This window comes from Paenibacillus assamensis DSM 18201 (assembly GCF_000422445.1).
GTDB classification, from domain to species: Bacteria; Bacillota; Bacilli; order Paenibacillales; family Paenibacillaceae; genus Paenibacillus_B; species Paenibacillus_B assamensis.
Map to the genome: position 1 here is coordinate 16222 of NZ_AULU01000027.1, position 20465 is coordinate 36686.

Here is a 20465-nt window from a genome sequence, read left to right on the forward strand (position 1 = left end):
TGTATATCTATGAGAAATTTTCCGACTCTTGAAACTGAAAGACTTATACTTGGAGAATTACGATCTGAGGATGCTGTCGATGTATTTCATTATTTTTCAAAAGATGAAGTGACACAGTTTTATGATTTGGAAAGCTTCACAGAAGTAAAACAAGCTGAAAATCTAATTACAAATTGGAATAACAGGTATAATAATCAACAAGGTATTCGATGGGGAATAGTTCTTAAAACGGAGAAGCGAGTTATAGGAACTTGTGGTTATCATAATTGGTCTAGTATTCATTATAGAGCGGAAATTGGATATGAATTGTCACCTGAGTATTGGCGCCAAGGAATCATGTTTGAGGCTTTAAGTAGAGTTATAAGTTATGGTTTCGAAGAGCTTGAATTAAATCGAATTGGAGCGCTAGTATATCCACATAACATTGGTTCAAGAAATCTCTTGATAAGTTCAGGTTTCAGTGAAGAAGGAATACTCAAAGACTATTATTTAAAGAAGGATAGGTTTGTTGATGCTGTCATTTTTTCAACTATAAACAAGAACAAAAGACAAAATTGGGCTTAGTCCAAGAAGAACCAACTTCATTAATATAGCAAGCATGCTACCTGTTCTAATGATATTAGATTTACGTATAAGATTTTGAAGGTACTTACAGGAAGAAAGTACAATATGGAAAGAAGGGTGAGGAATGGTTTTTTCATTTAGTGTTATCGTCGTTCAATTGTTTTGGTTGGCGTTTATTGGGGTTTCCTTTTATTTTTTGATATTACTTATTAGGCTTGCTCGAAGAGGAATCGTGGCACTTGATATTTATATAAGAAACAACAAATAACATTGTCGAGGTCTTATGTGAAATAAGTTTCAACTCTTTTTATCAAATCAACTTTTATTACAGAGGTTTGGTTTTGAATAGATACTGGCAGCCAGTGTGCTCCAGCCGTTGATAGAAACAGTATGGTATACGCTCCTGTTATATGCTCCGCAACCTCATCCAAGAAGATATAAGGCAAAAGGATCTGCATCATTTTTTTACTAGTTTGATAAGAGAGAATATGTAAACGATTAGCCAAACGTGAGGCATTTGGAGGTTGGCAGTTTCAACAAGCATCTAAATGTGTTAAAGCATTGAAAGACAAAAAGTTACAATTACATTTTACAACGGATATATTTGAGACTAGCGAAACAATAGAAGTAATGATGAGTAAAATAAACTAGAACTGTATGTGAAAAGGAGAAAATCGTGAAAAAACAAAAGATCATGTTAGTTGTGATGTGCCTTTTTACAATTGTAATATTGACAGCATGCTCGAATGATGTTAAGAATGCGACTAAAGATGGTGTTGCGACAAATCATCAAGAAAAAAACATTAATAACAATATGGATTCTGAAAGTGCGAATGTAGATAAACGTGTGATTGAAGGTGATAGTAAGCCGGTTGATGAAAAACAAGACATCCAAAACAATACGTACTTTGGAAACTGGAAAATCAGCAAAATAGCAGGATATTCGCCGATTTATGTTGATACAGATGAGAGTGCTAATATTGGTAAAGCAGCTTTATATACAGCAGAAATAGCGCGATTTAATGACAATGAGAGAAAGAATCCAATATATAAGGAAATGAAATATTCAAAATCGAAGTTCTTTGAAGAGAATAGAATTCAATTGAGCGATATAGGTATTAATGATGAGCAGGTACGGATAGTCGAAATAGAAGACTGGTCAGGCCCAGGCAGCGGATTCATTATAAAAAATGAGCAAGCTTTGATATTGTTATGGGATGGAATTTATTACGAGCTAAATAAGGAGTGATGTAATAACATTTAAGATAAGCAGGTGAATGCTGGTGAAAAATCAAAAACCAGTAATTGTTGAGGAATACAATGAAGAATGGCCAAAATCATTCCGTATAATAGAATCTATTTTATCCAGTAAACTTAATGGTCTTGCCTTACGAATTGAGCATGTTGGAAGTACATCGGTTGAAGGGCTTACAGCCAAGCCGATCATTGATATTGACGTGGTAATTGAATCTATGAAGTATCTGCCGAGAGTAATCAAAATGCTAGAAGAATTAGGATATGTTCATGAAGGTGATTTGGGAATTAAGGATAGAGAAGCATTTGCAAGAAAGGACATTTATGTACCTTACAATAATGAAGGCAACACGAAGCATGAACATCATCTATACGTATGCAATAGAGAAAGTGAAGAGCTAAAAAGACATATCTTGTTTCGGGACATAGTAAGAAAGGACCCTATATTGATTACTGAGTATTCAAATTTAAAGACCCAACTGACCAATACATTTAGAAACAATCGTACAGCCTATACGGAAGGCAAAACAGAATTTATTACACGGATCATGAATGAGTACAAAGATAGTTTGTGAAATTAAATCTAAGATCAATGTCTTCCAAGGAGATGGAAATCAACTTTATTAATCTAAGAAATGGCCGTTATGAGATTGCTTATTCAATCAAGAGATCTGGATATGCAGAGAATACATTTGTTGAAACCCTATTTAAAGGAGCTTTTGAACTGGATATTGAGTTCTTTCATCTATTAGAAGAGAAAGTGAAAGAAATAAATAAAATGTAAAGGGTGTAATAACTATCTATTTATGTGATGTTCAAACAAAATATAACTGCTGAATAAGAAATAAGATTTAATGGGTTAATTTCCAATAAATCATTATATCCGTGAGATTTATTCGTTGCATAGCCTTTATTTCGTGCTCCCGGCATGAAGCCATAACCCACTTCCACAGTCTCTTTAACGGGTTTTCCTTTAAAACCAATATCACCAATTACTACATTGGCATCTTTACTTATAACTAACCATACACCCCAACCTAACAAATCAGGATCATTGATTAATTGTTTTATGTATAAGTGAATATGCTTTTTATTGTTCATATATTGTGCGAAGATAGGAGTATGACTATGGGCTATATCAATGGGGACTAATTCTAGTCGATCTGTATGGATTTTCAATGATATCACTCCATTTTAGGGTTCGGTGAATACATAATAACAGTTATAGAAAGATGGTACTCTACGATGGCGATCTGTATCAAGTTCAAATTACTTGAAGTTATTGATAACAAAGTAAGCTATGTATATGGAGATTGTTCGGAAAATTTTGAAGGCATATTTGAACTCCAGCTAGAAAAATTAATAACGGGTGAGATTCCCGGTGATACATGCATGACGGAAGTAGTGAGAGTCATCAAGCCGTGCCTAAGTAATGGGCAGTATCATCATAAAGCAAATAGGGCTTTTAGTAAGATTTATAAACATTATAAGGAGACAAGAACGTATTTAATAGAAGGCGGCTACTATGCTTAGATTTAATCAGTTAACTAAATGTAAGTACATAAGAGTGAATATATTCGAAGTGTTACATGGAAGTTGTTCAAACCTATGATTATGAGCTGATAAGTAAGCTGAATGAAGAAGTTCAAGAGTTACATAGACAGTTATATCCTGAGTATTTTAAAGAATATAACTACGAAGAAGTAAAACAGTTCTTCAAGCAAGTTATGACTAAAGCTGCTGTAGTCAGAGAATGCTTAGAAGAAATAGGCTGTGCTGTAGAAGTAGAAGATATTGTTCACATAAGAGCGTATACAGGTAACAATCATGAGTTCGCAGAATGGGATTATGACGTTCATCAGGTTGAATTTTATTTTGAATGTAGATTAGCGGGAGCGCAGACTCCCAATAACGGACGAAATCCCGATGACAATCAAGTGGGAGTAGAATGGATTGAGATTGACAGACTACATGAAAAAAAATTTACCCAAGGTACTTATAGAGCAGATCGTAAATAAACAATGTACACCTTGTTATCTTGGAGTTTCTAATTAGATCGCGAGGAGGGAAGTGAAGCGATGGTAGCGGTCACTCCTGACAAAATTTGCAGAGTATTATAAATGCGGTATGGAGTGAGCAACTAGCCGAGACACAGCTAACGTTAATTGATTTACACACATCATTGTGGTTGTGGAGTCGTGCAGGCTTTCAAGAAATATGCGAATAACAGCATATTCAAGACTTGTACCTCGTGATTTCTCCCCTTGGTAGTTTTTGTGTATAATAATGGAAGGGAACTCGAGAGCAAAAGTCCTAGCCTAAGCTAGGAACTATCTACGGATGAGGCTTTTCGTAAATATAAACACGCCATAGGTGAATCTATATGCAACGATGGTTTGATCAAAAGGGGGAATTTCCTTGAACCTCCGAGATTATGTGGGAAAGTACGTAAAGGTGTATACCGAAGATTCGGATTGGTTTATATGTGAGCCTCTTGAGGAAATTGACGAAAGTCATCGAGCAGATGAATCTAGAATAGAAATTATTGTGAGATCAAGTAAAGATAGTCTGTATGAAGTGGGCCAATTATTTTTAAAGCACATTGAAATAGAAAAAATAGAAGGATTAGATATGAATATTCAAGAGGGATTAAGATTAACCTTGAATTACTCTCCGGATATTAAAAATGTTTATAAAACAACTGATGTAACGAGATTACCGCAAAGAGTGCTGTTTGGAAAAGGATGAAACACATTAAGAGCGGAGTGGTTAAGATGAATTTTGCAATTTTAGTTATTCTAATTGTTATTGCTGTACTTCTGTTTGAAATTAACAGTAAGTTACCGAATAGAGACCATGTAAAAGAAGCCATGTTAAGAGCGAAAATTGAAAAAAGGAAACGAAATAAAGTGAATGTTAAGGAATAAATAGAAGGATGAACATTTATGATAACACTTAAAGAAGTAAATCGAACCAATTTTTATGATGTCTTAAATTTAAGTGTAACTGATGAACAAAAAGAGTTTGTAGCGACTAATATGTTCTCGCTTGCGCAGGCAAAGGCATTCCCAGAGTGTATTTGCTCAGCTATTTATAATGATGATACTCTAGTTGGATTTACGATGTATTGTATAGATGAAGAAGACCATGAATATTGGATATATCGATTAATGATAGATGCGAAGTATCAGTCTAAAGGCTATGGGAAGGCTGCTATGAAGATGCTCATTGAAAGGATTAAAGAGGATACACAACACCGGGTAATCTACATAAGCTTCGAACCAGACAATGATTTGGCCAAACAATTGTATGAAAAATTAGGATTCGTTGAAGATGGCCGAGTTATAGATGAAGAAGTCGTTTATAAATTAGAATATTGATAAGTAAAACTACCTATCATAGTTTAATAAGTTATATGCGAGGCAGACCAGATGAAGGGGCAGTACTTGGGCAGGATTTTAAAAGGTAGCGTATATAAAGAAGATGTTGTACATAAGCGATGGAAAGACCCTGTGCAGTGCTTTCAAAATAATAGAGCAAAAGGAGATCATCTCTTATGAAGCTATCATCTAAGGAGCTTTATTTGTCCTATGACATAAGACTTGCCTACTTTGCTGCCGTATCTTCCTCCTTAACACAGCTTAGTGATAAACAACTTAGTAATCGATTGGAACAAGCTACGATTCTAAATACCGGAATTGGTGGTACAACGGCTTTGTTGCATATCGAGGATTTACCTGTTTTTGTGAAAAAGGTACGGCTTACAGAGTTAGAAAGAAGCGCTGAAAATGTGATGTCCACTAGAAATGTGTTCGAACTCCCTTCAGCATGCCATTATGGAATAGGATCGCCTGGTAGTGGCGCTTGGCGTGAAGTCGCGGCACACACGATGACTACGAACTGGGTACTGGAAAGACGGTGTGAGAACTTTCCTTTAATGTATCACTGGCGAATGTTAAAAAGCCCAAAATGCCGTGAGCCAATTTCTGATGAACTGAGCGATGTTCCACAATTGGTTGAGTTTTGGGGTTCTACAAAAATAGGGGAGAGAATTGAGTCCCTTAAGGAAGCTCAGTACGATGTGGTACTGTTCTGTGAGTACATTCCTTACACTCTCCATAACTGGCTTAACGAACAGGTCGCTAATGGTGAGCATGCAGCTTCAGCAGCGTTGTCATTGGTGGATTCTGAACTTAGGTCAACTGTCTCCTTTATGAATAAGAACGGATTATTTCATTTTGATGCTCACTTTAAAAATATTTTAACCGATGGACACCACCTCTATATTTCCGACTTTGGCCTCGCAATTTCTTCTCACTTTGAACTAACCGCTGCCGAATTAACGTTTATTGAATTGAATAAGAATCATGATGGATATTATGTCATGACATGGCTAGTGAACTGGCTTGTAGCAGCATTGGCGGGGAAGCTTGATCGTTCTGAACGCATTGAATTTATACGTCGTTGTGCTGAGGGCAAAGAAACCCTTGAATTGATGGATTCAGCAGCAGAATTGATTATGCGCTACGCTCCAATAGCTGTTGTGATCAATGATTTTTATACAAATCTTATGTCGAATAGCAGAAACACCCCGTTCCCAGTAAAGGAAATTGAACGAGTCTGTACGGAGACTGGGATGCAGGGAGTTTAAATTAATAAATATAATCTTTGAGGAGGTTATTATTATGCCAAATATTGAACACCTTCAAATTGTGAATGTGGCGCCAGCAAAAATGTATGAAGTGTTAACAAAAGCTGAAGGCTTATCGGAAGTATGGACGAATGAACTAACTGTTAAAGACGAGATCGGATTTATAAATGAGTTTCATTTTGGCAGTGATGATGTAACGAAGATGCAAGTGGTGGAATTGGAAAAAGATCGAAAAATCGTTTGGAAATGTGTAGATTCTGATCCGGAGTGGATGGATACGTTTATTTCATTCGAAATAGAAGAGAAAAATAATAAATCTCATATTACGTTGAAGCACTCGGATTGGAGGGAAGTGACAAGCTTTTATCGTTTCTGCAATTATAACTGGGGCATGTTTCTTTATAGCTTGAAATCCTATTGTGAAGATGGCGTAGGGCTACCTTATCAGAAACGTAAATTCTAATTGAACGACTAAGAAAATTGGTTAATATAGAAAAAGATCTAGAATTAGTTCTTAAAACGTTGGACCTGCCAGTTTTGGTAGGTTTATTTTTTTAGAATGATAAGCAAATCTAGTAACAAATAAAAAATATATGAGGTACATCCTCTAAAGTTATATAATGCATCGAAGGACTATTATATATTACCTAAGTGAGGGGGAGCTAAATGGTTGGTGCATCAACATGGTTCAGTCCTTATGCATTTGAAGTGCTTGACATACCACTTGGAATATTAGTGGGGACCTTATTTGCATGGACGTTCAAGAAAATTATAATCGGTCCTCTTATTCATCTCGCCGTATCCGTTCTTTGTTACTTGTTTATATGGATTTATTTTTACTCTGTTAATACAACCGAGTTTTTAACGAAACACATGATTGATTTAGAAGGTTATATCATACAGCTATTTTTTGTTAGTGTTACATGGGTGTCATCTTATGCTGTGGTTACAAATAGTAAACTGAAGAATAAAAAGAATGAGGAACGATAAATGAAGGATCTTTTGCCAAGAGACAAGCATGACTTTGAAAGAGTTAATCATTTGAAACATGCTGAAAGAAAAGAGCTAATAGAACTATTACCAGAACTGCTAACATGGTTACAAGATATGAATTGGCCTATTTCCATTGAAATATCAGAAATACTTGTAAAAATAGTACCCCGTGAAACGATTCCTCTAGTTAAACATATACTCAATGGCGACGATGACATTTGGAAAGAGTATTGTTTAAGATACTTTGTCATGAACCTACCTTCAGAACTACTCGCAATAGACAATCTTCAAGAAGATCTTATGAGAATAGCGACCAAGCCAACTAAGGGTGAAGAGCTTGAAGAAGTATATCTAACTGCACAAGAAATCATAAAGCTTAATAAATCTGGAAAGTGATCCAAAACTAAAAGGAGTTTTATGAAAAATAGAAAAAGTAGAAGAACTATGTTGAATAAGGTATTTGTCATAAATTTTATAACGATATGTTCATTTGTAATAAGCACATGGGATTTTGTCATGAGGGTAAGGGGATTTCTACTTCAAACAAGTTTCAAAGGTGAGGCTGTAATAGATACGGAGTTTAGAAAATTCACATTTATCATGGAAACAGAAACGCTCAGCACCGCGATTATTTGCTCTCCACTCCTAATTGCAAGTACGGCGTGCATCATAAATGTACTTTACTTTTTTATTTTTTTATTGTCTCGTGATAAAAAAGTCATAGACCAGTAAAAGATGTAGTGAACTATAATGCAAGATGAATGGATACAAAACTATTGCGTCTGCCATCCGCGCAGTCATCAGGTGTTCCAACCGAGTATTAAACGGATTTTCCAGCAGAATATCCAGCTGCATCTAGTTACCTTACCTGCCAAGCTACCAGAAGTTTGGCAGGTAATCATGTGAAGATATCGTAAAGCGCAAGGATTAGGATCACCGGTAGAGAATGCATACAGGGAACATTCCCCAAATCGGCCGGCACCCCGCCTGATTGTCGATGCGCGTCGAATTCCTCGATTGATGACAAACCATTCCCAACGTTTCTACTTCATTCGTTCTTTTTAGGCACCCTATGTTGGGCAGATCAAAGTTTTACTATACATTCTTGGAAATCTTGATATAATTCTACCAAGGTCACCTTTCCAATTATGATAGAAAATAGAATTGCTGGGTCTTTATGCCTATACATACTGTGCGTGAGAGACCAGTCCACTGGCTACCCAGCGAGTTGGTATGCGGGGATCGACAATTGTGGAAAATGACAGCTGAGAATATGTTGCTCCATGACGTCAGAAGGTTCAGAAAGGTTGAAGTCAACCTTATTCCAATTCCGATGGAGGATGAAGCGCGTGAGCATTTTTGAAAAGCTGGAATCCAACGTAAGATCTTACTGCAGAAGCTTTCCGGTGGTATTCGACCGGGCCAAGGGGGACCTGTTATATTCTGAGGACGGAAGAGCCTATATTGATTTTTTTGCAGGTGCCGGGGCACTGAATTACGGTCATAACAACGATTATATCAAGGAGCGGGTTCTCGATTACTTGACCTCCGACCGGATTATGCACGGTCTGGATATGTATACAATGGCCAAGCGCGAATTCATCCAGAGCTTCTCGGAGCGGATCTTGGAGCCGAAGAAGCTGAATTACAAGCTTCAATTCTGCGGTCCGACGGGGACGAACGCGGTGGAAGCGGCCCTGAAGATTGCACGCAAGGCGAAGAAGAGAACCGGGATATTCGCATTCATGGGCGGCTTCCACGGCATGTCGCTCGGCAGCCTATCGACGACAAGCTCCAAGTCCATGAGGGAAGGAGCGGGGCTTCCTCTTGGCGGAGTTACGTTCATGCCGCACCCAAGCGGGGCCTTTGCAGAAATGGATACGCTCGGCTATATCGAGAATATCCTGACTGATTCGCACTCCGGAATCGACAAGCCGGCTGCCATCCTGCTTGAAACGGTACAAGCCGAAGGAGGAATTCACGTCGTCGACGCGCAGTGGCTGCGCGAGCTGCAGCAGCTTTGCCGCAGGCACGATATCCTGCTCATAACTGACGAGATTCAAGTCGGCTGCGGTCGGACAGGCGAATTCTTCTCCTTCGAACGTGCGGGTATCGAGCCGGATCTCATTACCTTGTCGAAGTCGATCGGTGGGTACGGTTTGCCAATGTCCCTGCTGCTGCTGAAGCCCGAACTGGATCTTTGGACACCGGGCGAGCACAACGGCACCTTCCGCGGCAACCAGCTCGCTTTTGTGGCCGCCAAGGCCGCTCTAGAGTTCCGAGACAAAGTTGATTTGGAAGCCCAGGTGAAGCAAAAGGAAGAGTTTGTACGCTCATTCCTTGATAAAGAAATCAAGCCTCTGCATCCGTCCATCGCCATTCGCGGACTAGGCCTGATCTGGGGCATTGATGTCTCGGGCTTTACGGATGAAGCGGGGGCGAAGCGGATGACGGAGATCAGCTTCGAGAATGGGCTCATCATTGAAAGAGCCGGCAGAGGAGACCTCGTCCTTAAGATCATGCCTCCGCTGACTGTCTCGATGGAGCATCTGGCTGCCGGATGCGATATTATTAAGTCCAGTATGCAGCAGGTGATCGCTCAGGAGACCCAGGATTTGCTGGTAACGACCTAAGCTCGTCCACGTGCAAGAGGCAAGAAAGTACCTTTCAGGGACCTTGCCGCCTTGATGTAAGTTAACGTTCTCAACCCATTGGAAGATTTTCTCCCATGTTGCCTTGGAAAGCGTCAGGCAGCATAGACCTCACCTCCAATCCAAGGGCTGTCCCGTTCATGCCATACGGAGCATTCTTTGATCCTCATTCAGCACGATCATCACATCTAATTTTCACATCTAATCTTTAGGAAAATTTCAGTACCCCGCAGTCGGATTTTTACTTATGCACACCAGAGCTGCGGGGTAATACACAAATCGTACATAGAGTGTATCGATACCCCTTAACATAAGCTTCGACAAATGCAGCTCCGGTGCCGAATCCGAAGGTGCGGCCGACTTCCTGCTGGCTGGCTGGAACCCTACAGCAAGCCTTACATCGATGGAAGGAACATCCCTTGTCCACCCCACATCTAATTCCGAACCCAATGATTAACTAAAGACCGTCTTCGGGCGGCTCGTCCGTAGCAAGCATATTGAAACAGAGAAGCTGGAAGAAGCCGCATCTCTTGCGCAGAACGATGCTTTTTGTTGTCTTTCACGCATGGGAGCCGAGCGGGATAGTTGCTTGGCAGAGGAGCCGCACACGATCACCAGAGCAAGCGAAGCGGTGACCTGGCGAAAGCCATTCACATTGTTATGACATGTTTGAAAAGGCTGGAGCGTTGCTTCGGCATATGCTCCGCCGGATTGCTTTTACCGATGAAGAGAGGGGAACGATCCAGGTGGCTTTTGAAAAAGAAACGTTATTTTGGAACGAAAAATTCGGTAGCGATGATTATACTTTGACGCGGCTGCCTTATAGTAAAGCTCCAAGCTCTATGGCGCCCATCATGACAACCGTAGGCGGGTCGCTTTCGGAGGAAGCGGCGCAGCGCGTCCTTCAAATGAGTAAGGGTGCTCCGTTGGCCACTTTTATGATTTTGCTCGCCGGTGTTCAGTCACTCTTGCATAAATATACAGGCGCTGCTGACATTCTGGTCGGCATGCCGGTTGTACGGAAACCGACAGAGACGCGCCGATCCGTTAATCATACGGTCATTTTGCAAAACTCGCTTTCGGCAGGTGCGACTTTTAAAACGCTTCTGAACGAGCTGAGGACTTCCTTGCTGGAAGCGATTCAGCATCAACATATTCCGTTCTTGAAAATGACGGAGAAGCTGGACCTGCAATATGCAGACGGGATACCCGTCGTCCATACGCTAGTATCTCTTAAGGAGCTGCATCTGGATGAAATCGGGAAAAACGTGGTCACGGATTGTTCCTTTGCATTCAGCTTAACCGGCGGGACGATACAGCTAGCGCTATCATATAACGAGCACTTATATGACCCCGAGTTCATGACTCGGGTCGTCAGCCATCTGAATCGCCTGCTGACCGTGGGGCTTCACGAGTTGGAGCTGGGCATCGTGCGGGTGGACATGCTGTCGGAGGAAGAGAAATTTCAATTGCTGCAAAGCTTTAACGATACCGAGAAGGACTATCCCCGTGATCGGACGATTCATCAGCTCGTGGAGGAACAGGCGAAGCGGGTGCCCGAAGCGACGGCGGTTGTATTTGAGGGTCGGCGGCTTTCGTACGCAGAGTTGAACGAACGGGCGAACCGGCTGGCGCGGACGCTGCGGTCGGTCGGCGTGCTACCTAATCAGCTGGTAGGCTTGATGGCCAGGAGATCGCTGGAGACGGTCGTTGGCATTTTGGCGGTTCTGAAATCTGGCGGTGCCTACCTGCCGATTGACCCGGAATACCCGGAAGAACGTATCCTCTACATTTTGGAGAACTCGAACGCGCAGCTGTTGCTGACTCAAAGGGAGTTGTTGCAGCAGGTGCCGTTCGAAGGGACCGTGGTGGCGCTGGACGACGAGCAGGCCTACAGCGAAGATGGCTCGAACTTGGAGCCGGCCAGCGGTCCGAACGATTTGGCTTATGTCATCTATACGTCAGGTACGACGGGCAAGCCAAAAGGGGTCATGCTGGAGCATCGCGGGCTGGTTAGTCTGAAACTGACGTTTGCCCATACGCTTCACACGACCGAACAGGATCGAGTGTTGCAATTCGCCAGCCTATCGTTCGATGCGTCTTGCTGGGAGACGTTCAACGCTCTGTATTTCGGGGCGGCCTTATATATACCGTCAACCGAGACGATTTTGGATGATCAACTGTTCGAACGTTTCATGAATGAGCATGCAATTACGATCGCTACTTTGCCGCCAACTTATGCGGCTTATTTGAATCCAGACCGCCTGCCGAGTCTGAGCAGGCTCATCACGGCGGGCTCCGCCGTTTCAGCCGAATTCGTGCAGCAGTGGAAAGACAAGGTACAGTACTATAACGCGTACGGTCCGACGGAAGCCTCGATCGCCACATCCGTGTGGGCGGCGTCTACTTGTGATACCGAACGCAGAACGATACCGATCGGACGTCCGATCTGGAACCATCGTCTGTACATACTGGGCGCACAGAATCAGCTGGCTCCGATCGGAGTAGAGGGAGAATTATGCATCGCGGGCATCGGCCTCGCCCGGGGATATTGGAACAGGCCGGATCTGACGGCGGAGAAATTCATAGAACACCCGTTTGAGCCCGGAGAGAGACTGTACCGAACGGGCGACTTGGCTCGATGGCTGCCGGACGGAAATATTGAGTACTTGGGCCGGATCGACCATCAGGTGAAAATCCGTGGATTTCGGATCGAGATCGGCGAGATTGAAGAGCAGCTTCTGAAGATCGACTCTGTGCAGGAGACGATCGTAATCGCGCGGGAAGGCAAAAGCGGGCAAGAACTGTGTGCTTACCTAGTTGCGGACGGCCCGCTTACGCTGGGCGCGCTGAGAAGTGCGCTGGCGCAAAAATTGCCGAATTACATGATTCCGGCACACTTTGTTCAGCTTCCGCGGATGCCGCTCACCCCGAACGACAAAATAGACCGCAAGGCTTTACCCGCACCGGAAGGAAATGCGCTGTCCGGCGGCGCGTATGTAGCTCCACGCAATGAAGTCGAGCGGGCGCTTGCCGATGTGTGGCAGGCGGTATTGAACGCCGAGCGCGTTGGGGTAACGGATCATTTCTTCGAGCTGGGTGGAGACTCGATCAAGTCCATTCAAGTATCTTCGCGGCTTCATCAAGCTGGGTATAAGCTGGAAATCCGGGATTTGTTCAAATATCCGACTATTTCACAGCTGAGCCTGCATGTGAAACCGATCGGACGTACCATCGATCAAGGCGAAATAACGGGTGAAACGGCACTGACGCCGATCCAGCATTGGTTTTTCGAGAGCTCCTTTGCAGACTCGCATCATTTCAACCAGTCGGTGATGTTGTACCGAAAGGAACGCTTTGACGAAGAGATGGTGCGCCTGGTGCTGCAAAAGCTGGCCGAGCATCATGACGCCTTGCGGATGGTGTTCCGTAAGACAGAACAAGGGTATAGCGCACGGACTCGCGCGATTCAGGAAGGCGGGCTGTTCACGCTTGGCGTGTTCGATTTTAAGGATGCGGAGAATACCATACAGGCTGTGGAAGCGAAGGCAACGGACATTCAAGCGGGTATCGATCTGGAGAATGGGCCCCTCGTGAAGGCGGGACTGTTCCGGTGCGCGGACGGCGATCATTTGCTGGTTGCAGTCCATCATGCCGTTGTAGACGGTGTCTCTTGGCGCATTTTGATGGAAGATTTCGCTCTGGGGTACGAGCAGGCCGGAAAAAGCGAGGAAATTCGTTTCCCGGCGAAAACGGATGCGTACCGTACTTGGTCCGAGCAACTGGCCGCTTATGCGCAAAGCCCGGAGATGGCCAAGGAACGGGCCTATTGGCAGGCCGTGGAGCAAATTGAGGTTCCGGCCGTGCCGAAGGATCTGGAGGCGGACATTACAACGCAGCAGGACAGCGAATCGCTGTTCGTCCGTTTGACTACCGAAGAAACGGAGCTGCTGCTGAAGCGGGTTCACCGGGCCTACAATACCGAAATGAACGATATTTTGCTAACGGCGCTCGGTATAGCCGTTAGCAAGTGGACGGGACACGAACGGGTGCGGATCAATCTCGAAGGACATGGACGAGAATCGATTGGAACGGATATCGACATCACGCGCACAGTCGGCTGGTTTACGACCAAGTTTCCGGTCGTCCTGGAGCCGGACACTGACCGGGATTTGACCTATCAGATTAAACAGGTCAAGGAAAGCTTGCGCCGTATTCCGAACAAGGGGCTTGGGTACGGCGTATGCCGCTATCTCTCCAAAACGGAGGATGGCTTTGTTTGGGGCGCAGAGCCAGAAATTAATTTTAACTACCTCGGTCAGTTCGACGATGATGTCAATCAGGACGAGATCGGCATATCTGCTTATTCCAGCGGCATCCAGGCCAGCAACCGTCAGGCCCGCAGCTTTTTGCTGGATATCAACGGCATGGTGCTGGAAGGCGCTTTATCGCTAGATCTCAGCTACAGCCGGAAGCAGTATCGCAAGGAAACGATGGAAGCTTTCGCGGAGCGGCTTGAGCAAAGTCTCCGAGAGATTATTACCCACTGCGCAGGCAAAGAAAACACCGAATTGACACCGAGCGACGTTCAATTTAAAGGCTTGACCATCGTGGAATTGGAGCAAATCGCCCAGCGTTCGGGCCATCTTGGGGAAATCGAAAATATTTACTCTCTTACGCCGATGCAGAAGGGCATGTGGTTCCACAGTGCGCTTGACCGGCAAACGACGGCTTACTTCGAGCAGACGCGGTTCACGATGCAGGGGTCGCTCGACGTCCAGCTTTTCGAGAGGAGCTGGATGGAGCTTTCAAAACGTCATCTGGTGCTGCGGGCGAATTTTGTGAAAGGACCGGTGGGCGATCCGCTGCAAATCATATACCGCGACAAGCCGGTCGGCTTTGAATATGAAGAGCTGCTTCATTTACAGGTGGACGAGAAACAAGCGTATTTGGATAAAAAGGCCGAGGATGACAAGCTTCGCGGCTTCGACATGGAACATGACGCGCTCGTTCGGGTTACAATCCTGCGCACCGAAGAACAAAGCTATCATGTGCTGTGGAGTTTCCAGCATATTTTGATGGACGGCTGGTGCCTGCCGCAGCTGACACAAGAGCTGTTTGAGACGTATTCGGCCTTGGCATCCGACACGCAGCCAGCGGGAGATAAGGGAACGGATTATGGCTCCTATATCGAATGGTTGGAGCAACAGGACGATCAGGCGGCATCCGGCTATTGGACGACATTCCTGGCAGGTTATGAAGGGCAAACCGTACTTCCGGGGCAAAAGGAACCGGCGCCGAATGGCAAATTTACAGCTGATCACGTCACCGCCGAACTGGGCAAGGACTTGAGCGAGCGGATGGACCGGGTGGCGAAAGAGCGCCTGGTTACGGTTAATACGCTGCTTCAAGCCGCTTGGGGTGTGATGCTGCAAAAGTATAACGGAACAAACGATGCCGTATTCGGCAGCGTCGTGGCTGGAAGACCGGCGGAAATCCCGGGCATCGAGTCCATGATTGGACTGTTCATCAATACGGTGCCGGTTCGCGTCACGAGCGAAGCGGACACCGTGTTCGCCGACCTGATGGCGGAGCTCCAAGAGCGGGCGTTGGAGTCCGGGCGTTATGATTACTATCCGCTGTATGAAATTCAAGCCCGCAGCATGCAAAAGCAGAACCTAATCAACCATATCATCGCTTTCGAGAACTATCCGGTGGACGAGCAAATGGAGCAGGCGGGCGACCAGCAGCACGGCGACCTGACGATCGCCGACGTTCAGATGGAGGAGCAGACGAACTATAACTTCAACGTGACCGTGGTGCCAGGAGTCGAGATCGAAATTCGGTTCGACTTTAACGCCGAAGTGTTCGATAAACAGAGCATCGAGCGGCTCAAGGGGCATCTCGTCCATCTGCTGGAGCAGGTGACGGGTAACCCGGAAATTACAGTGGGCGAGCTGGAGCTTGTGACGGAGGCGGAAAAGACCGACCTTCTCGGACGTTTTAACGACACCACCACGGAATTTCCGCGCGGGAAGACGCTCATTCAATTGTTCGAAGAGCAAGCGGTGCGCATTCCAAATGCAGCCGCCATCTCGTTGAATGAGCAAGAGCTGACTTACTGCGAGCTAAACGAACGCGTCAACCGCCTTGCCCGTACCTTGCGTAGTTACGGGATATCCAAAGGCCATCTGGTCGCCATTATGGCTGAGCGTTCCATCGAAATGGTGGTGGGCATGCTGGCGGCACACAAAGCCGGAGCGGCTTACGTACCGATTGACCCGGAATATCCCGAGGAGCGTATCCGTTTCTTAATCGTCGATTCAGGAGCGCAGGTGATGCTGACGCAAAGCCGCTTGCGTGAGCGCCTGGCGGGTTCGGACTCCGTAATCTTACTGGATGATGAGTCCTCCTATCACGAGGACGGTACAAATCTAAATCCGGGCAACGAAGCGACAGATCTGGCATGCATCATCTATACGTCGGGCACAACGGGCAAGCCGAAAGGGAACCTTGTTTCGCACCGCAACATCGTGCGGATTGTGCGAAATACGAATTACATCGACATCACTGAGCGGGATCATGTTCTCCAGCTTTCGAGCTATTCGTTCGATGGAGCGATTTTCGATATTTTCGGCGCTTTGACCAACGGGGCGCGGCTGGTGCTGGTTCCCCACGAGATTTTGCTGGAAATCGGCCTGTTGGCGGATCTCATCCAGCGCGAGCGCATCTCGGTCATGCTGATTACGACGGCTTTCTTCAACATCCTTGTAGATGTGAATGTCGGCTGCCTGCGGGATGTCCGGGCGATTTTGTTCGGAGGAGAGCGCGTGTCGATCGGCCATGTGCGTAAGGCACTCGCCCATATCGGACCGGGCAGGCTCAACCATCTGTACGGCCCGTCGGAAAGTACCGTTTATACTACGTACTTTCCGGTCGACTTCGTCGATGAGTCGGCGGTTACCGTACCCATCGGACGGCCGATCAGCAATACGAAGGTGTATATCGTCGACAGCCGGAATAAGCTTCTGCCGATCGGCGTGGCCGGGGAGCTTTGCATCAGCGGAGAAGGTTTGGTACGGGGTTATAATAACCGGCCGGAGCTGACGGCGGAGAAATTTGTGGACAATCCGTTTGTGCCGGGAGAGCGCATGTACCGGACGGGGGATTTGGCGAAATGGCTCTCGGACGGCACGATCGAGTACGTGGGACGGACAGACGACCAAGTGAAGATCCGAGGTTTCCGCATTGAGCTGGGCGAGATCGAAGCTCAGCTTCAGAAAGTGGAGGGCATTCGGAAAACGACGGTATTCGCGAGGGAAAACGCCTCCGGTGAGAAGCAGCTTTGCGCCTATTATGAAGCGGACTGTGAGCTTCCAGCAGCCGAGCTGAAGGGCGTGCTTTCCCAGGAACTCCCGGCCTATATGATACCTGCGTATCTGATCCAGTTGGAGCGGCTCCCGCTGACGACGAACGGTAAGGTCGACCGTCGGTCCCTCCCGGCGCCGGAGGAGAGCTTGCAACCGGGAGAAGGACGTACTTCCCCTCGGACTCCGCTGGAAGCCAGTTTGGCCGAAATTTGGAAAAGTGTACTCGGACTGGTGCATATTGGCGTTCATGACAACTTCTTCGATCTGGGTGGCCATTCCCTGCGGGCGACGACACTGGTGAGTAAGGTGCATCAGGAGTTGAACGTCGAGCTGCCTCTGCGCGACGTATTCCGCTACTCGACGATCGAAGAGATGGCTCTTGCCATCTCCCGGATCGGAGAGCAGTCGTTCTCGTCGATTCCACTGGCAGGCGCAAGAGCATATTATCCGCTTTCCTCAGCTCAGAAACGGCTGTTTATCCTAAATCAGTTGGAAGGGGCCGATCAGAGCTACAACATGCCGGGCGTGCTATTGCTGGAAGGATCAATTGACCGAAGTCTGCTGGAGAAAGCTTTCCGCGGACTAATCGCACGGCACGAAACGCTGCGTACCGGCTTTGAGTTCGTACAAGGCGAAGCAGTACAGCGCATTTACGAGAGCGTTGACTTTGCAGTCGAGTACCGTCATGCGAGCGAGGAAGAAGCGCCTGAAGTCGTGCAGGCCTTCATCAGGCCTTTCGACTTGGCAAAGCCTCCGCTGCTGCGGGCGGAGCTTGTAGAGCTGGCAGCCAAACGTTATTTGCTGATGTTCGACATGCACCATATCGTCTCCGACGGGGTTTCGATGGACGTGTTCGTCGAGGAATTCGTTCGTCTGTACGGTGGCGAGTCATTAGAGCCTTTGCGAATTCAATACAAGGACTATGCGGTATGGCAGCAGTCGGACGAGCAAAAAGTACAGTTGAAACGTGAGGAAGCTTACTGGCTGGATCGTTACCGGGGCGAGTTGCCGGTTCTGGAAATGCCGACGGACTATTCGCGCCCTGCTGTGCAGAGCTTTGAGGGACAAACGCTGACATCCTTTGTGGACGAGGCAACGAATGAAGGCTTGAAGCAACTGGCCGCTGAAAGAGGAACGACGCTGTATATGGTGCTGCTTGCGGCATATACCGTGCTTTTGCATAAATACACTGGTCAGGACGATTTGATCGTCGGAACTTCGATTGCGGGTAGAACGCATGGAGACACGCAGCCTTTGATCGGAATGTTCGTTAATACGTTGGCGCTCCGCAATTATCCGGCTTCGGAGAAGACCTTCCTGTCGTATCTGGAAGAAGTGAAAGAAACGACCTTAGGCGCTTACGAGCATCAGAATTATCCGTTCGAAGAGCTCGTCGATAACGTGCAGGTCAGCCGGGATTTGAGCCGCAACCCGTTGTTTGACACGATGTTCTCCCTGCAAAATTTGGAGGATAAAGAGTTTGAGCTGGAAGGGCTGAAATTGTCCCCGTACCCTAGCGAATACGGCACGGCCAAGTTCGACCTGAGTGTTGATGTTACGGAAGAAAACGGCGGCTTAGAGTGCAGCTTTGAATTCGCAACGGCTCTTTATAAAGAAAGCACGATCCGGCGGCTGTCGACTCATTTCGGATATTTGCTTGCTGCGATTGTAAGCCGTCCGGAAGCGAAGATTGCTGAGCTGAACTTGCTAACGGCAGAGGAAAAAGAACAAATTCTCGGGGAGTTTAACCAGGCGCAGCTAGAAGCGGCTCCTGCGGCCGCGTTCCACCGGCTGTTTGAGGAACAGGCGGAGCGCACGCCGGAAGAGGCAGCTGTCGTGTACGAGAACGACCGCATGACGTATGCGGAGCTGAACGAGCGGGCGAACTGTTTGGCGGCTACGCTGCGCGCAAGCGGCATTGGCCGGGAGACGATCGTCGGCATTCTCGCCGAGCGTTCGGTGGACTTGCTAGTAGCCGTGCTGGCCGTCTGGAAAGCGGGCGGGGCGTATGTGCCGCTCGACCCGGATTACCCGGCAGACCGCGTGCGGTTCATGCTCGAAGACAGCGGAGCAAAAGTGCTGTTGACGCAAACGGCGCTGCGAGAGCGTGCCGAAGCCTGGCTCGACGAAGAGGAACTGGCGCTGGCGGCCGTACTGTACCTGGACGACGAAGCGTCGTACAGCGAGGAGCGGGCGAATGCGTCGGTTGTCTCCAGCATGGTCTCCGGCAAGCTGACGGATGCTGTGGACGATGGCAGTGAGAGCTATCAGCATGTCGGCACTGACAGCTTCCATGAAGCCCGTCCGGAGGATCTGGCCTACGTAATCTACACGTCAGGAACGACGGGCAAGCCGAAGGGTGTCATGATCGAGCACCGCAGCTTGGTGAACACGGCGGCGGGCTACCGGAGGGACTACCGGTTGGATCAGTTCCCGGTGCGCCTGCTGCAGCTCGCAAGCTTCTCGTTCGACGTGTTCGTCGGAGATATTGCGCGGACGCTGTACAACGGAGGCACGATGGTGATTGTGCCGAAGGACGACCGGATCGATCCTTCTCGTCTGCAATACTGGATAGAGCGGGAACGGGTAACCATCTTCGAATCAACGCCGGCGCTGATTGTGCCGTTCATGGAGTACGTGCACGAGCAGCGGCTGGATATGAGCGGAATGGAGCTGTTGATTACGAGCTCGGACAGCTGCAGTGTGGCGGATTACCGAACTTTACAGGAACGCTTCGGCTCGTTGTTCCGGATTATCAACGCATACGGCGTGACGGAAGCGGCGATCGACTCAAGCTTCTACGACGAGTCGTTGATGAAGCTGCCGCAGACAGGCAATGTGCCGATTGGCAAAGCGTGGCTGAATGCGAAATTCTACATCGTGGACGCGCATCTGAATCCGGTGCCGGTCGGGGTGCTGGGTGAACTGGTCATCGGCGGAGTCGGGGTCGCTCGTGGGTACTTGAACCGTCCAGAGCTGACG

At 46.8% G+C, this 20465-nt stretch carries 14 protein-coding genes; 13 read left to right on the top strand and 1 reads right to left on the bottom strand.

The features are described from left to right. The first annotated feature begins 9 nt into the window (after positions 1 to 9). The 3 genes from H580_RS0113930 to H580_RS0113940 all read left to right on the top strand — a co-directional run bounded on the left by H580_RS0113930 (position 10) and on the right by H580_RS0113940 (position 2393). Positions 10 to 564, top strand: a complete 555-nt coding sequence (locus tag H580_RS0113930; RefSeq protein ID WP_028595341.1) for a GNAT family N-acetyltransferase — start codon at positions 10 to 12, stop codon at positions 562 to 564. Between the two features lie 676 nt (positions 565 to 1240). Then, on the top strand, positions 1241 to 1813 hold the full coding sequence (locus H580_RS0113935; protein ID WP_028595342.1) for a hypothetical protein: 573 nt from the start codon (positions 1241 to 1243) through the stop codon (positions 1811 to 1813). Between the two features lie 34 nt (positions 1814 to 1847). Further along, the gene (locus tag H580_RS0113940) at positions 1848 to 2393 is read left to right on the top strand and encodes a GrpB family protein (protein WP_245583569.1); all 546 of its coding nucleotides are present in this window, start codon (positions 1848 to 1850) and stop codon (positions 2391 to 2393) included. 229 nt (positions 2394 to 2622) lie between these two features. Here the strand turns inward: H580_RS0113940 and H580_RS24280 are convergent, their stop codons facing one another. Beyond that, a complete protein-coding gene (locus H580_RS24280) occupies positions 2623 to 2997 on the bottom strand; it encodes a GNAT family N-acetyltransferase (protein WP_051217467.1) in 375 nt (124 codons plus the stop codon). A gap of 410 nt (positions 2998 to 3407) precedes the next feature. On the opposite strand from H580_RS24280, the gene H580_RS24285 reads away from it, so the two are divergent. The 10 genes from H580_RS24285 to H580_RS25925 form a co-directional block, all read left to right on the top strand. Beyond that, positions 3408 to 3836 carry an NUDIX domain-containing protein gene (locus tag H580_RS24285; protein WP_051217468.1) on the top strand — a complete coding sequence of 143 codons (429 nt, stop codon included), beginning with the start codon at positions 3408 to 3410 and terminating at the stop codon, positions 3834 to 3836. Positions 3837 to 4236: 400 nt separating this feature from the next. After that, positions 4237 to 4566, top strand: a complete 330-nt coding sequence (locus H580_RS0113965; protein WP_028595346.1) for a hypothetical protein — start codon at positions 4237 to 4239, stop codon at positions 4564 to 4566. Positions 4567 to 4592: 26 nt separating this feature from the next. Beyond that, positions 4593 to 4745: a hypothetical protein gene (locus tag H580_RS0113970; protein ID WP_157282906.1), complete on the top strand. Its 153-nt coding sequence runs from the start codon at positions 4593 to 4595 to the stop codon at positions 4743 to 4745. 18 nt (positions 4746 to 4763) lie between these two features. Then, positions 4764 to 5198, top strand: a complete 435-nt coding sequence (locus H580_RS0113975; protein WP_028595348.1) for a GNAT family N-acetyltransferase — start codon at positions 4764 to 4766, stop codon at positions 5196 to 5198. A gap of 176 nt (positions 5199 to 5374) precedes the next feature. Further along, positions 5375 to 6469 carry a hypothetical protein gene (locus H580_RS0113985; RefSeq protein WP_028595349.1) on the top strand — a complete coding sequence of 365 codons (1095 nt, stop codon included), beginning with the start codon at positions 5375 to 5377 and terminating at the stop codon, positions 6467 to 6469. A gap of 34 nt (positions 6470 to 6503) precedes the next feature. Further along, positions 6504 to 6932, top strand: coding sequence for an SRPBCC family protein (locus H580_RS0113990; RefSeq protein WP_028595350.1), 429 nt, complete (start codon positions 6504 to 6506; stop codon positions 6930 to 6932). A gap of 203 nt (positions 6933 to 7135) precedes the next feature. Then, entirely contained in the window at positions 7136 to 7459 is a 324-nt protein-coding gene (locus tag H580_RS0113995; RefSeq protein ID WP_028595351.1) for a hypothetical protein, read from the top strand. Further along, on the top strand, positions 7460 to 7858 hold the full coding sequence (locus H580_RS0114000; protein WP_028595352.1) for a DUF5071 domain-containing protein: 399 nt from the start codon (positions 7460 to 7462) through the stop codon (positions 7856 to 7858). It begins immediately after the preceding gene. A gap of 953 nt (positions 7859 to 8811) precedes the next feature. Next, complete coding sequence (gene ectB / locus H580_RS0114015) at positions 8812 to 10095, top strand: diaminobutyrate--2-oxoglutarate transaminase (protein ID WP_028595354.1); 1284 nt, start codon at positions 8812 to 8814, stop codon at positions 10093 to 10095. A gap of 683 nt (positions 10096 to 10778) precedes the next feature. After that, the coding region (locus H580_RS25925) for a non-ribosomal peptide synthetase (protein ID WP_157282909.1) at positions 10779 to 20465 on the top strand (9687 nt) is incomplete at its 3' end.